Genomic DNA, 12,436 nt, shown 5'->3' with positions numbered 1-12,436 from the left:
GATATACAGCTAACGTTGAGTTAGGAAGAATCATGGTGAGACAACAATACGCCGGCGAGGACGATCGGTTCGTCCGCCGGTACGACTACGAGGACGGGTGGGTAATCGCGGCCGACGTCGGCGCGGCGGACGACCGTCTGGCCACCGACGTCGTCGACGGGACGGCCATCGTGCTCGTCGACGACGAGGTGGAACTGGAGTTCGAGGTTCCCGGATCGGTCGAGAGCGTCGACACCAATAACGGCGTGCTCGTCGTGAGGGGCGACCGATGAAGCTGATCGTCAAGCCGCTGAAACAGAAGGACGCCGGCCGTGGCCTCGCCGCCATCGACCGCGCGGCCGCGGCGGAGATGGGCCTGGACGTCGGCGACTACATCCGCATCGAGGGGAGCGACGGCACCGCCATCGCCCGCGTCTGGCCGGGACTGCCCGAGGATCAGGGCTCCGGCGTCGTCCGGATCGACGGTCAGCTCCGCCAGCAGGCGAACGTCGGCATCGACGACCGCGTCGAGGTCGAGAAGGCCGAGGTCAAGCAGGCCGAGCGCGTGACCGTCGCGCTCCCCCAGCAGATCGGGATTCGCGGCGACATCGGCCCCTACCTCCGCGACAAGCTCACCGACAAGCCGATCACCAAAGGCCAGACCCTCCGGGTCCCCTTCGGCTTCGGCTTCATGGGCGGCCGCGGGAACAAGGCCCTGCCGCTGAAGGTAGCCGACACCGAGCCCTCGGGGACGGTCGTCGTCACCGACTCGACGCAAGTGGAGATCAGCGAGCAGCCCGCCGAGCAGATCCGGGAGACCGAGGCCGCGGACGCGAGCCCCGAGACGCCGGACGTGACCTACGAGGACATCGGGGGCCTCGACCGCGAACTCGAACAGGTTCGCGAGATGATCGAGCTGCCGATGCGCCACCCCGAGCTGTTCCGGCGGCTGGGCATCGACCCGCCGAAGGGCGTGCTCCTGCACGGCCCGCCCGGTACCGGGAAGACGCTGATCGCGAAGGCCGTCGCCAACGAGATCGACGCCTCCTTCCACGACATCAGCGGGCCGGAGATCATGTCGAAGTACTACGGCGAGAGCGAGGAGCAGCTCCGCGAGGTCTTCGAGGAGGCCGAGGAGAACGCGCCCGCCATCGTCTTCATCGACGAAATCGACTCCATCGCGCCCGAACGTGGCGAGGCCGGCGGCGACGTCGAACGCCGCGTGGTCGCCCAGCTCCTCTCCCTGATGGACGGGCTCGAGGAGCGCGGCGAGGTCGTCGTGATCGGCGCGACCAACCGCGTCGACGCCATCGACCCCGCGCTCCGGCGTGGCGGGCGGTTCGACCGCGAGATCGAGATCGGCGTCCCCGACCGCGACGGCCGCCGCGAGATCCTGCAGGTCCACACCCGCAACATGCCGCTGGCCGAGGACGTCGACATCGAGGGGTTCGCGGAGTCGACGCACGGCTACGTCGGCGCGGACCTCGAGAGCCTCGCCAAGGAGGCCGCGATGAACGCGCTCCGGCGCATCCGCCCGGACATCGACCTCGAGGAGGAGGAGATCGACGCCGAGATCCTCGAATCGCTCGAAGTCGATCAGGCCGACTTCCGCGAGGCGCTGAAGGGCATCGAGCCGTCGGCGCTCCGCGAGGTGTTCGTGGAGGTCCCCGACGTCACCTGGAACGACGTGGGCGGCCTCGAGGACACCAAGGAACGCCTCCGCGAGACGATCCAGTGGCCCCTCGACTACCCCGAGGTGTTCGAGGCCATGGACATGCAGTCCGCGAAGGGCGTGCTCATGTACGGCCCGCCCGGCACCGGGAAGACGCTCCTGGCCAAGGCGGTCGCCAACGAGGCCGAGTCCAACTTCATCTCGGTGAAGGGGCCGGAACTGCTCGACAAGTACGTCGGGGAGAGCGAGAAGGGCGTCCGCGAGATCTTCAGCAAGGCTCGCGAGAACGCCCCGACCGTGATCTTCTTCGACGAGATCGACGCCATCGCGACCGAACGCGGGCAGAACACCGGCGACTCCGGCGTCTCCGAGCGCGTCGTCTCGCAGCTCCTGACGGAGCTCGACGGGCTGGAGACCCTGGAGGACGTCGTGGTGATCGCCACCTCGAACCGGCCCGACCTCATCGACTCGGCGCTCCTGCGACCTGGGCGTCTGGACCGGCACGTCCACGTGCCCGTTCCCGACGAGGACGCCCGGCGCGCCATCTTCGAGGTGCACACCCGGAGCAAGCCGCTGGCGGACGACGTCGACCTCGACAGCCTCGCGCGGCGCACCGAGAACTACGTCGGCGCCGACATCGAGGCCGTCTGCCGCGAGGCCTCGATGGCCGCCTCCCGGGAGTTCATCAACAGCGTCTCGCCCGACGAGATCGGTGAATCCGTCGGCAACGTCCGCGTCACGATGGACCACTTCGAGCGGGCGCTCGACGAGGTGAGCCCGAGCGTCACCGAGGAGACCCGGGAACGCTACCGCGAGATCGAACAGCGCTTCACGACCGACGAGGGCGCCGCCGCCCCCGAGAGCGAAGCCAGCCGGACCTTCCACTAGGGCCGCCCCGAACCGGGCGGTATTTCAGGGATAGTCCGCGATGACGAGGCGTGTTCCGCTCGATGCGACGACGGCGGGCCGCGCTCTGGACCGTCCTCGCGGCCGGGTTCCTGTTCGTCAACTTCCACCGGACCGCGACGGCCGTCCTCGCCGACTCGCTCGCACGGACCTTCGACGCGACGGGTGCCGAACTCGGACTGCTCCACGCCTCGTTTTTCTACGTCTACGCCCCCCTCCAGCTGCCGGCGGGGCTGATCGTCGACCGGTACGGCCCGCGGCGGGTCGGCGCCGGCGGCCTGGGTCTGCTAACCTTCGGGGTCGCCTGGTTCGCCCTCTCGGAGTCGCTCGCGACGGCGTTTCTCGCCCGCGCGGTGGTCGGCCTCGGGGGGAGCGTCCTCTACATCGGCACCCTCCGGTTCTGTGCCAACTGGTTTCGAGCCGACGAGTACGCGACCATGACCGGCTACACCGTCGCGGCGGCGGGGCTGGGCGGCATCCTCGCGACGACGCCGCTCGCCGTCGCCACCGGCGCCGTCGGCTGGCGGACGGCGACCCTCGCGACGGCGGCCACGACCGGCGTGCTCACCCTCGCCATCGCGGGGTTCGTCCGCGACACGCCGGAACAGGCGGGAGTGGCGGCGGAGGGTGAGGGCGCGGCCACTGCCGCGGAGGGTGAGGGCGCGGCCACTGCCGCGGAGGGTGAAGGCGCGGCCACTGCCGCGGAGGGTGAGGGCGCGGCCACTGCCGCGGAGGGTGAAGGCGCGGCCACTGCCGCGGAGGGTGAAGGCGCGGCCACTGCCGCGGACGGTGAGGGCGCGGCCACTGCCGCGGACGGTGAGGGCGCTTCCGACACCGGCGCCGCCACCCTCGCCGACGTCGTCGCCAACGTCCGGACGGTCGTCGGCGAGCGCGAGACGTGGCTGATGGGTGCGATCCTCTTCTGTGTGCTCGGCGTGAACTTCACCGTCCTCGGGCTCTGGGGAGTGCCCTTCCTCGTCGACACCTACGGGGTCTCCCTGGCTCGGGCCTCGACGGTCGTGCTCGTCGGCAACGTCGGGTTCGTCGTCGGATCCCCGCTGCTGGGGGCGCTCTCGGACCGTCTCGGCCGCCGGACGGAACTCGTGGTCGCCACGGCCCTGCTTTTCACGCTCGCGTACGCCGTCCTCGCCGTCGTCCCGCCGTTCCCGGTCGTCGCGCCGGTGTTCTTCGTCGCGCTCGTCGCCAACGGCGGCGTGGCGCTGGTGTTCACGATCGGGAAGGAGCGACACCCCCCGTCGGTGGCGGGGACCGTCACCGGCGTCGTCAACGGGTTCGGCTACTTCGGGGCCGCGCTGCTGCCCGCACTCCTGGGTGGCGTCCTCGACGCCTACTGGACGGGCGAGACCCTCAACGGCGCCCGAGTCTACACAGTCTTCGGCTACCGGATCGCCTTCGGCATCGCGGCGGCCGCGGGGCTCGTCGCCACGCTCGCGGCGCTGTGGCTGCACCGACGGGAACGGACCGTGAGTGGGGGCTAATCCCGGTACCAGCGCCACCCCGCGACGGCGAGGCCGGCGGCGACGAACAGCAGTCCGAGGGGGCGGACCGCCGAGAGCGCGAGGCCGAGCGCCAGCGTCGCCACGTTGAACCCCTCGCTTCGCCGCTCGGTGCGCATCGAGTACACCACCCCCTCGTAGCGGACGGCGTAGAGGCCCTCGTTCAGGGCGACGTGGTCGCTGGTGTACCGGAACTCGGGGGCCGTCGCCGACGCGTTCTCCACGACGTACGGCGAGTCCGCGACGCCGCGGGTGACGGCCCGCTGCCCGCGCTCCGAGAGGTCCTCGTGGGGCAGAACCGCCGACTCGTCGTACTCGATGCCGTAGGCGAGCGTACCGTTCTCGGCGGGTTCGACCCGGTGGACGTAGTCGGTGTCCGCGGCGTTACCGACGGGGACCGCAGAGAGCACGAGGAGGCCGATGCCGACGGCGACCAGCGCCGACGGGAGGGAGTCGGAGCGCATGCCGGGAGCGTCGGCCGCCGGCCACGTGGCTCTTGTCCCCGACCGTCCGGGACGGGGATGTTCCACGGCTCCCGACGGGGGATGGGTATGCACCACGTCGGCTGGGTCGCCCTCGGCGGGCCCCCGTCCACTGGACCGGATCCCGACTCCTTCGACGGTTCGGCCTCGACGGGACGCCGGTCGAACCCGACGTGAACGACCGGCCGACGGGCAACGTCGTCCAGCGGGAGTCGTGGGTCGAACTCCGCCCCCGGTATCCGGTCCCCTCGCGGCGTGGCACCCGGACGCGGTACACGCTGTATCGGGCCATCCCCGAACGGTTCGACGACCACCCAGAGCGCGAGAAGTTCCCGGCCAGTCGCAATCGCTGACGGTCAGGCGTGGGACTCCGTCACCTCGCCCTCGGCGTCGTCGTCGCGTATCCACCCGACGTACACCTGCCCGAGAAAGAGGAGGGTGAACGCGGCATTGAGGTCGGTGGTGTACCCGTTCGGGGCGGTACCGCCGGTTTCGCCGGCCGGTGGGATCAACCCGATTCCGGCCCAGAGGTAGTGGATGGCCACCCCCGAGACGACGGCGGTGACGAAGATGCTCACGAACAGGACCGCGGCCATCCGGAGGCCGTAGTAGCGGCGGTAGGCGTCCGTGATGGTCGGGACGATCAGGTCGGCGAAGATGAAACTCATCACGCCGCCGAAGGCGATGCCGTTCGACCAGAGGATGAGCGCGAAGGGGACGTTGCCGACCGAACAGACGAAGGTGACGACGCCGACGACGACGCCGACGACGGCGCTCGCGGCGACCCAGGTGAGCGACCCCTCGGCGCCGACGCCGAACAGCGTCGTCCACCACGCCCGCGGGACGAAGGCGGCGATCAGCCCCGCGATCAGGAAACCGGCGACGATGTCGGTCCACAGCATACCCCACTCGCCGAGGGCGTTCTTCGAGGCCAGCCGCCACCCGTCGCGGGTGAGCAGGCGGTCGCGCCACGTCGCGTCCGACTGGCGCCGCTCCTCGGCGTACGCCGTCTTGCACGACTCCGAACAGAAGTACTCGGTGCCGCGCTCGGTCGCCAGTTCGACGGTATCGTCGGCCGTCGGATCGACCGTCATCCCGCAGGCGGGGTCGCGGACGCCCTCGGTGGCTCGCAGGTGTTCGCGGGCGGCCGCGAACCACTCCGCGGGGACGAGGGCGGCGAACGTCGCCGCCAGGAGGCAGATGAGCAGGAAGCCGGCGACGTAATCAGCGACGACGAACTGCCAACCGAGCAACACCCACATCACCAGTCCGAGTTCGATCACGAGGTTCGTCGAGGCGAACTGGAACGCCGCGAGGCTGGCGACCGGCGACGCCCCCTTCTTGAACAGCGACTTCGTGGTCGCCACCGCGCCGAACGAACACGACGAGGACGCGGCGCCGAAGAGTGTCCCCAGGCCGAGTTCGCGCCACCCGCTCCCGCCGAGGACGGCGGATATCCGCTCCTCGCTCACGAACGCCTCCACCGCACCGGCGATGGTGAACCCGAGGACGAGCGCCCACCACGTCTCCCAGCCCATCTCCGCGGCCAGGCGCAACCCCTCGACGAACGATTCGACGACTGTCACGCGATCCACCTCCCGAACCGGGCGTCGGCGTCGGTCGACGGAGACATCGTACCGGATCTACGGGACACCCGTTCACCTGGGTTGTGGTTCTGATACAGCTGCGGTTTGCGGGTTTAGTTTTTGAAACCCTCGACGGAGCCGCACCTTTCCTTCGTTTCGAAACTATCGACCCGGCGGGACGTCGCCCCGATTCCCAGGGTGCAGGAACCGGCCGCGTGGTATATTCGTCCGGCGGTTCGACGTGCGAACGTGGGGTGCGTACTATGGCCTACGACACGTCGAATCCGCTGGCGGAAACGTTCGAGTTCGGCGGATCCAGTCCGATCACGACCTTCTGGATCGCGTTCCTCCGGATCGTCGTCGGCTGGTGGTTCTTCCACGCCGGCGTGACGAAACTCGTCGAATCCGGCCTGAACTACACGTACGGTCCCGCCTACCTCACGGAGATGGGCGGGACCGTCCTCGGCCCGCTGGCGGTGTGGATGGGGACCGCGATTCCGCGGTTCATCGCGGCCATCGTCCCGCTGGCGGAGACGCTGATCGGCCTGGCGCTGGCCGCCGGCGTCGCCGTCAGGCTCGCGTCCGCCGGCGGCGCCGTGTTCATGGCGTTCTTCTGGGTCGGCAACGCCGAGTTCGGCCACGGCGTCGTCAACGGCGACCTGATGGGACTGCTGCTGTTCGTCACGCTGATCGTCCTCGCCGCCGGTCGGTACTACGGCCTGGACGCGATCATCGAACGGACCGAACTCGTCCAGCAGTACCCGCGGCTCAAATACCTGCTCGGTTGAGGAGGTGATCACCCATGCAAACTACCACCATCGACAACGTGGCGATGGCGCTGAGCGGCACGCTGCTGACGCTCGGGGTCGTCGTCCTCGGGATCGTCGAGATCGTCGACGGGGAACCGTACGGCGCGGCCCCCGTGACGAACGAGGCGGGCGAAGTCGTCGCCACCCCCGGCGTCGACCCCGCCATCCGGACGGGGCTGGTGCTCGCCGGCCTGATCGTGTTGCTGCTGTGGGGCGGCTACCGGGCCGTCGCCGGCCCGGACACGAGCGGATCGACGACGGGGACCACCGCGGCGACGCGAACGCAGTGAGGCCCCCACGACCGAAGTGTTATCCTTCTCGGCCGTGACCAGGAAGCGATGTCGACCGACCGACGACCGCTCGACCCACTCGCAGGGACGCTCCGTGCCGGCGGCCACACGCCGACCGGAGTGATCGACGACTGTACCGATCGGATCGACGCCGTCGAAGACGACGTCCAGGCGCTCGTTTCCGAACCCGGACGCGAGTCACGGCTGCGCCGCGAGGCCGCGGCGCTCGAGGCACGATACGACGAACCGTCAACCAGGCCGCCGCTGTTCGGCGTCCCCGTCGGCGTCAAGGACATCTTCCACGTCGATGGCTACCGGACCCGCGCGGGTTCGGCGGTTCCATCGGCGACGATAACCGACGCGGAGTCGGTCGCCGTGCGCCGGCTCCTCGACGCCGGCGCGCTCCATCTGGGCAAGACCCACACGACCGAGTTCGCCTACTTCGACCCGGCGCCGACGCGGAACCCGCACGCCCTCGATCACACGCCAGGGGGCTCCTCCAGCGGATCCGCCGCCGCCGTGGCGGCGGGGATGTGTCCGCTCGCGCTCGGGAGCCAGACCGTCGGCTCGGTGATCCGCCCCGCGGCGTTCTGCGGGGTCGTCGGGTTCAAACCCAGCCACGACCGGATCCCGCTCGACGGCGTGGTGCCGTTCTCGCCGACCGTCGATCACGTCGGCACCTTCACCGCGGACGTGGCCGGGGCGGCCCGGGCCGCGTCGGTCCTGTGTGACGGCTGGGAGCCCGTCGACCCCGACGACCCGCCGATCCTCGGGGTCGTCGAAGGGCCGTACCTCGAACAGGCGACGCCGGCCGGACGGGCCGGCCTCGACGCGGGCGCCGACGCCCTCGCCGACGCGGGCTACGAGGTCCGCCGCGTGTCGATGCTTGACGACATCGAGGCGGTGAACGAGCGCCACGACGCCCTGACCGCCGCCGAACTGGCGCTCACCCACGCCGAGCGGTACGCCGAGTACGGCGAGCAGTTCGCCGACACGACGGCCGACCTGATCGAGGCGGGACGTGAGGTGGGCGTCGACGAACTGGTCGACGCCCGCGTGGCCGCCAGGGCGTTCCGCTCCCGGATCGGCGAACGGACCCGCGAGGCGGGCGTGGACCTCCTGCTCTCGCCGGCCGCCCCCGGCCCCGCGCCGACGGGCATCGACGACACCGGCGACCCGATCATGAACCTCCCGTGGACCCACGCCGGCGTCCCCGCGCTGACCGTCCCCTGTGGCCGAGTCGGGAGCCTGCCGCTCGGCCTCCAGGTGGTCGCGCCCTTCGGCGCCGACGAGGAACTCCTGTCGTGGGGCGCGGCCATCGCGTCGGCCGTCGCCGACGTGGGAGCAGTCGACGACGCGACGTGAATCGGTTACGCCATCTCCGAGCCGTTCTCCGGGCCCGAGGTAGGCGCCCCAGTATCGGCCTGGGCTCGGGCTTCCTCGAACACCGCCGCAGGAAAGAGGCCGTTCACGCCGTCGAAGCCGAGCGACTCCAACAGGGCCGCCGGCTCGCCCGTGACGAGGAGGACGCCGAACTCGTCGACCGTCTCGTCGACGGAGACGGACAGGTCCTCCGAGCGGTTCCGGAAGCGGTCCACCGCGGCGCTCGTCAGTTCGGCGCGTTGGGTCCGGAACTCCTGTTGGGCCTCCATCCGTCCGAGTTCGCCCGACTCGACTCGGGAGCTGATGTTGGACTGGAGTTCCTGGAGCGACTCCTCGTCGGGCTGGACCCCGAGAGTGACCGTCGTCATCTCCGCCTCGCCGTCACCGCCGGCGCCGGCACCGCCGTCGCCGTCGTGATTCGAGAGCGCGCTACAACCCGCCATCGAGAGCGCCGTCCCCGTTCCGGCGAGTTGCAGGAACCGGCGTCGGTCGGTGTCGTCGAACATAACGGGGACCCTTTGGATACGAGCGTCATAAGCCCTCGCTTCCCGTGATGGGTCGCCTACCACGGACGACCCGACGACGGGGCCGGCGCCCGGAAATCGGTGGCTTGAACCCGGACGAAGGTTCAGGATTCGTTGCGTGCGAGGGTAGCCAAGCCTGGAAACGGCGGCGGACTCAAGATCCGCTCCTGTAGAGGTCCAAGGGTTCAAATCCCTTCCCTCGCATCGAAGGGCTCGTGCCCGACGCGGTGAACCCCACCGCGGAAGATGCGGAAGGCGCTCCGGGAGCGCTCTTCCCTCGCAAAACTTCTCCCGACGTCATCCGCCGAGGAGCGTCAGCCCAGTTCGAGCGTCTCGACGTACCGGAGGAACGACTCCAGTGCGGGGTTGCCGTGGTAGCGAACCGTCGCCGACTCGACGTCGTACTCGAGGATGCCGAGGTCGGCCAGTTTCGGGAGGTGGGCGTGGACGAGCGAGACGCGGACGGAGTCGGTGGATTCGGGCGCCTCGCGCGCCGGGATGGAGCGTTCGCGGGTCGCCACCCCCTCGACGAGTTCGTCGATGGAGACGGTGCCGACGCCGAGATCCTTCAGGTGGTAGAGCAGCGTGCGCCGCCGGGAGACGGAGATGAGATCGAGCGTCTGGTCGAACGAGTAGGGCATCGGGACCGTCTCGGGGCGACAGGGGTCGGTGCTCGCCGCCCCGCCCGGGGGCGTCGTCGACCGTCGAAAGGAGGGGCGTTCGGCGTCGTCCGGCGCCCGGGTCACCGTCCATCCGTCCTCGGGGACGTGTTCGACCACCGCGTCGTACAGCGGGCGGAACGTCGCGACGAGACCGTCGTCGTGGGCCGCCGGGTCGAGGTGGTGGTGTGCGGTGGCGCCGGCGGCGTCACAGAGGTCGTTGAGCGCCGAGACCAGGGAGACGACGGCCTCGCGGTCGAAACTGTCGAGCAGAGCGGTCAGGGAGTGCAGACAGATCCGCGTCGACTCGGGCGTGGACTCCCAGGCGCCGAGGTGCCGCGCGAGGGCCATCCCGACGTCGATCGGTTCCGCGTTCGAGCGGAGGACGTCGACGGAGAGGGTGCTCGACAGGTCGTCCCCGCGGTCGGTCGTCGACTCCGTCGCCGACCGATCCCCGTTCGCGTCGACGACCATCGCCCGCGCCGGCAACTGCTCGCCCGCCTCGCGTCGCCAGAGGGCGATCCGTTCGTCGGGCGACTGCGTCAGGGTCACGCTGAGGACGTTGCTCCGCGACGGTTCGTCGGCGGTCAGGAGGTCGACACAGGCGTCGTCCTCGAACTCGCTCGCCGACGGGGCCAGAAGAAGGACTGACGACGCCTCTCCGAGGGCGGCGTCGAGCGGCGTGGATCCCTCCCCCATGTGCGCCCCGATACGGTGTGGGAATGTAAAAGCGTATCACCCATCCGACACCGGTGGTCGGGCCCACGACTAAGTGCCGTGGGTCCGAACTCACGGTCATGAGCGAGCGCGTGAAACTGAGCCGGGTGGAGTCAACCTTCGAGCGCCTCGATTACCCGGTCACACGTGACGACGCCGCCGCCGAGTTCGCGGACGTGACGTTGCTCCTGGCCAACGGGGAGGCGAACCTCGGCGAACTCGTCTCGGAACTCGGGAGCGACGCCTTCCACGGCCCCGACGAACTGTTCGACGAACTCCAGAACGTCCTCCCCGTGGAGGCCGTCGGCGAACCGGGACAGTCCGACGGGGACGCCTGATCGCGGCCGTCGAAATCCCGCGCGGACGGCGGCTATCCGTGGGTTAAAGACCGTCGAGCATCAGGGTTCGAGCCACCATGGAGTTCTGCGACGAATGCGGATCGATGATGCAGACCGAGGACGGCGTGTGGATCTGTACCCAGTGTGGGTTCGAGCAGGCGCGCGACGCCGAGCAGGAAGCCGAGATGGTCACGACACAGGCCCAGGAGGAGTCGGAGATCATCGAGTCCGGCGGCGGCACGAGCGGCCTCCCGACGACGAGCGCCGACTGTCCGTCCTGTGACAACGACGAGGCCTACTGGTACATGCAGCAGATCCGTGCTGCCGACGAGTCCGAGACCCGCTTTTTCGTCTGTACCGAATGCGAGCACAAGTGGCGCGAGGACGATCACTGACGGAGTGACGAACCATTATATCCGTCGCGCCCCGGATGCCGCACGATGGTCGCACCGCCGTCGGTCCCGAGCGAGCGACTGACCGACTGGCGGCAGGTGAGCGACACCACCGAGACGCCCTTCTCCGCCGGCGGACTCACCGTCTCCGCCGGAATCCGTCTCTACGAGGACGACCGGCTTCGCGGGACCGTCCGCGAGCGGACCGGCCTCGACCGTAGCTGGCGCTTTTTCCTCGCCGCCCGCCTCGAACTCGATCCCTCGCCGCCCGTGACGGGACCGCTCCGCCGGTTGGTCGCCTCGCGGGCGAGCCGTGGGTTCGCCGACCGCCTCGGGGACCGCGGGTTCGTCGACGTCGACCGGGCCGAGCGGCGGTCGCTCCGGGTGGGCGACGCCGATGCCCGCCTGTTCCGGTACGACGCGCGTTGCCGGGTCGACGGGGTGACCCTCGACGTCGACGGCTGGCTGGCGGTGTGGGCCCCCGACCGAGCGTTCAGGCTCGCCGGCGGCGCGTATCCGACCGCCGTCGTCGGCGCCGACGGGTCGGCGGCCGAGGACGTGGTCGAGACGCTGGAGACACACATCGACCCCGAGGCGTTCCGGGCGGAGCTGTTCGAACTGATCCGCGGGACGCGCTAGTCCAGCAGGGAGAGCACCACGCCGCCGGGCGAGAGCCGTGCGGGGGCGGCCCCGACCGCCCGCGAGAGAAGCCCCGGGTCGTGACCCGGTCCGGCCCGCGCGACGCTATGGCCGCGGACCCGCAGGTCGAGGGTCACGTCGGCGTCGTGGAGGCGGTCCAACAGGAGGCCCGTCCCGGTCGAGAGCGCCCGCGCGGCGGCCAGCGAGGGCGCCCGCACGACGACGAGGTCGCCGTACCCCCGGATCGACACCGTCGCCCCGTCGACCTCGACGGTCAGGTCGGCGTGGACGTCGAGCGGTCGTTCCGCCCCGGTCACTCGCGGTCGGTCTCGCGGGTCCGGATGCGCACGGTGCCGTCGAGACGCCAGCGGGCGTGGTCGGCGTCGGGCCCCATCCGATCCGGCACCCGTATCTCCAGGTCGTCGAACTCGTAGGTGATCTCGGCACCGCGGCCGGTGAGCCGCTCGTAGAGTCCGACCGCCAGTTCGGGCCACGTCCGCACGTCCTCGATCTCGGCGCCGCGCTCCCGACTCATGGGCGCCG

Annotated in this window: 16 protein-coding genes and 1 tRNA gene; 11 read left to right on the top strand and 6 right to left on the bottom strand. The window is 70.2% G+C overall.

Annotated features, from left to right (window positions below):
* Positions 1 to 32: 32 nt before the first annotated feature.
* The 3 genes from NO364_RS09285 to NO364_RS09275 all read left to right on the top strand — a co-directional run bounded on the left by NO364_RS09285 (position 33) and on the right by NO364_RS09275 (position 4,056).
* Positions 33 to 272, top strand: a complete 240-nt coding sequence (locus NO364_RS09285; RefSeq protein ID WP_157687763.1) for a DUF7127 family protein — start codon at positions 33 to 35, stop codon at positions 270 to 272.
* Positions 269 to 2,539: a CDC48 family AAA ATPase gene (locus NO364_RS09280; protein WP_157687764.1), complete on the top strand. Its 2,271-nt coding sequence runs from the start codon at positions 269 to 271 to the stop codon at positions 2,537 to 2,539. Before NO364_RS09285 ends, NO364_RS09280 begins: the two co-directional genes overlap by 4 nt.
* 62 nt (positions 2,540 to 2,601) lie before the next feature.
* Positions 2,602 to 4,056 carry an MFS transporter gene (locus NO364_RS09275; protein WP_257627350.1) on the top strand — a complete coding sequence of 485 codons (1,455 nt, stop codon included), beginning with the start codon at positions 2,602 to 2,604 and terminating at the stop codon, positions 4,054 to 4,056.
* Here the strand turns inward: NO364_RS09275 and NO364_RS09270 are convergent.
* Complete coding sequence (locus tag NO364_RS09270; RefSeq protein ID WP_257627349.1) at positions 4,053 to 4,538, bottom strand: hypothetical protein; 486 nt, start codon at positions 4,536 to 4,538, stop codon at positions 4,053 to 4,055. The genes NO364_RS09275 and NO364_RS09270 overlap by 4 nt on opposite strands.
* 191 nt (positions 4,539 to 4,729) lie before the next feature.
* Here NO364_RS09270 and NO364_RS09265 point away from each other — a divergent pair, with 191 nt between their 5' ends.
* Positions 4,730 to 4,909, top strand: coding sequence for a hypothetical protein (locus NO364_RS09265; protein WP_257627348.1), 180 nt, complete (start codon positions 4,730 to 4,732; stop codon positions 4,907 to 4,909).
* A gap of 3 nt (positions 4,910 to 4,912) precedes the next feature.
* Here the strand turns inward: NO364_RS09265 and NO364_RS09260 are convergent, their stop codons facing one another.
* Positions 4,913 to 6,142: a permease gene (locus NO364_RS09260; protein ID WP_157691033.1), complete on the bottom strand. Its 1,230-nt coding sequence runs from the start codon at positions 6,140 to 6,142 to the stop codon at positions 4,913 to 4,915.
* 263 nt (positions 6,143 to 6,405) lie between these two features.
* On the opposite strand from NO364_RS09260, the gene NO364_RS09255 reads away from it, so the two are divergent.
* The 3 genes from NO364_RS09255 to NO364_RS09245 are packed head-to-tail and all read left to right on the top strand — an operon-like array spanning position 6,406 to position 8,606.
* On the top strand, positions 6,406 to 6,930 hold the full coding sequence (locus NO364_RS09255; protein ID WP_257627347.1) for a DoxX family protein: 525 nt from the start codon (positions 6,406 to 6,408) through the stop codon (positions 6,928 to 6,930).
* 14 nt (positions 6,931 to 6,944) lie between these two features.
* Positions 6,945 to 7,241 (top strand): hypothetical protein, encoded by a 297-nt coding sequence (locus NO364_RS09250; protein WP_157687769.1) that lies wholly within the window; start codon positions 6,945 to 6,947, stop codon positions 7,239 to 7,241.
* 48 nt (positions 7,242 to 7,289) lie between these two features.
* Positions 7,290 to 8,606, top strand: a complete 1,317-nt coding sequence (locus tag NO364_RS09245) for an amidase (protein WP_157687770.1) — start codon at positions 7,290 to 7,292, stop codon at positions 8,604 to 8,606.
* 5 nt (positions 8,607 to 8,611) lie between these two features.
* On the opposite strand, the gene NO364_RS09240 is transcribed toward NO364_RS09245, so the two are convergent.
* Positions 8,612 to 9,130, bottom strand: a complete 519-nt coding sequence (locus NO364_RS09240; RefSeq protein ID WP_157687771.1) for a hypothetical protein — start codon at positions 9,128 to 9,130, stop codon at positions 8,612 to 8,614.
* Positions 9,131 to 9,268: 138 nt separating this feature from the next.
* Between NO364_RS09240 and NO364_RS09235 the strand changes: the two genes are divergently transcribed.
* Positions 9,269 to 9,352, top strand: a tRNA-Leu gene (locus NO364_RS09235).
* A gap of 110 nt (positions 9,353 to 9,462) precedes the next feature.
* Here NO364_RS09235 and NO364_RS09230 read toward each other — a convergent pair.
* On the bottom strand, positions 9,463 to 10,506 hold the full coding sequence (locus NO364_RS09230) for a DUF7504 family protein (protein WP_157687772.1): 1,044 nt from the start codon (positions 10,504 to 10,506) through the stop codon (positions 9,463 to 9,465).
* Between the two features lie 98 nt (positions 10,507 to 10,604).
* Here NO364_RS09230 and NO364_RS09225 point away from each other — a divergent pair, with 98 nt between their 5' ends.
* The 3 genes from NO364_RS09225 (at position 10,605) to NO364_RS09215 (ending at position 11,893) form a co-directional block, all read left to right on the top strand.
* A complete protein-coding gene (locus NO364_RS09225; protein ID WP_157687773.1) occupies positions 10,605 to 10,862 on the top strand; it encodes a DUF5789 family protein in 258 nt (85 codons plus the stop codon).
* Positions 10,863 to 10,939: 77 nt separating this feature from the next.
* Entirely contained in the window at positions 10,940 to 11,257 is a 318-nt protein-coding gene (locus NO364_RS09220) for a transcription factor S (RefSeq protein WP_157687774.1), read from the top strand.
* A gap of 45 nt (positions 11,258 to 11,302) precedes the next feature.
* Positions 11,303 to 11,893 carry a DUF6517 family protein gene (locus NO364_RS09215; protein WP_157687775.1) on the top strand — a complete coding sequence of 197 codons (591 nt, stop codon included), beginning with the start codon at positions 11,303 to 11,305 and terminating at the stop codon, positions 11,891 to 11,893.
* On the opposite strand, the gene NO364_RS09210 is transcribed toward NO364_RS09215, so the two are convergent.
* A complete protein-coding gene (locus NO364_RS09210) occupies positions 11,890 to 12,210 on the bottom strand; it encodes a hypothetical protein (RefSeq protein ID WP_157687776.1) in 321 nt (106 codons plus the stop codon). The genes NO364_RS09215 and NO364_RS09210 overlap by 4 nt on opposite strands.
* On the bottom strand, positions 12,207 to 12,428 hold the full coding sequence (locus NO364_RS09205; RefSeq protein WP_157687777.1) for a hypothetical protein: 222 nt from the start codon (positions 12,426 to 12,428) through the stop codon (positions 12,207 to 12,209). The genes NO364_RS09210 and NO364_RS09205 overlap by 4 nt, the downstream gene beginning before the upstream one ends.
* Positions 12,429 to 12,436: the final 8 nt, after the last annotated feature.

Source organism: Haloplanus salinarum (assembly GCF_024498175.1).
Classification (GTDB): Archaea; Halobacteriota; Halobacteria; order Halobacteriales; family Haloferacaceae; genus Haloplanus; species Haloplanus salinarum.
This window is presented reverse-complemented; position numbering and strand designations above follow the sequence as displayed.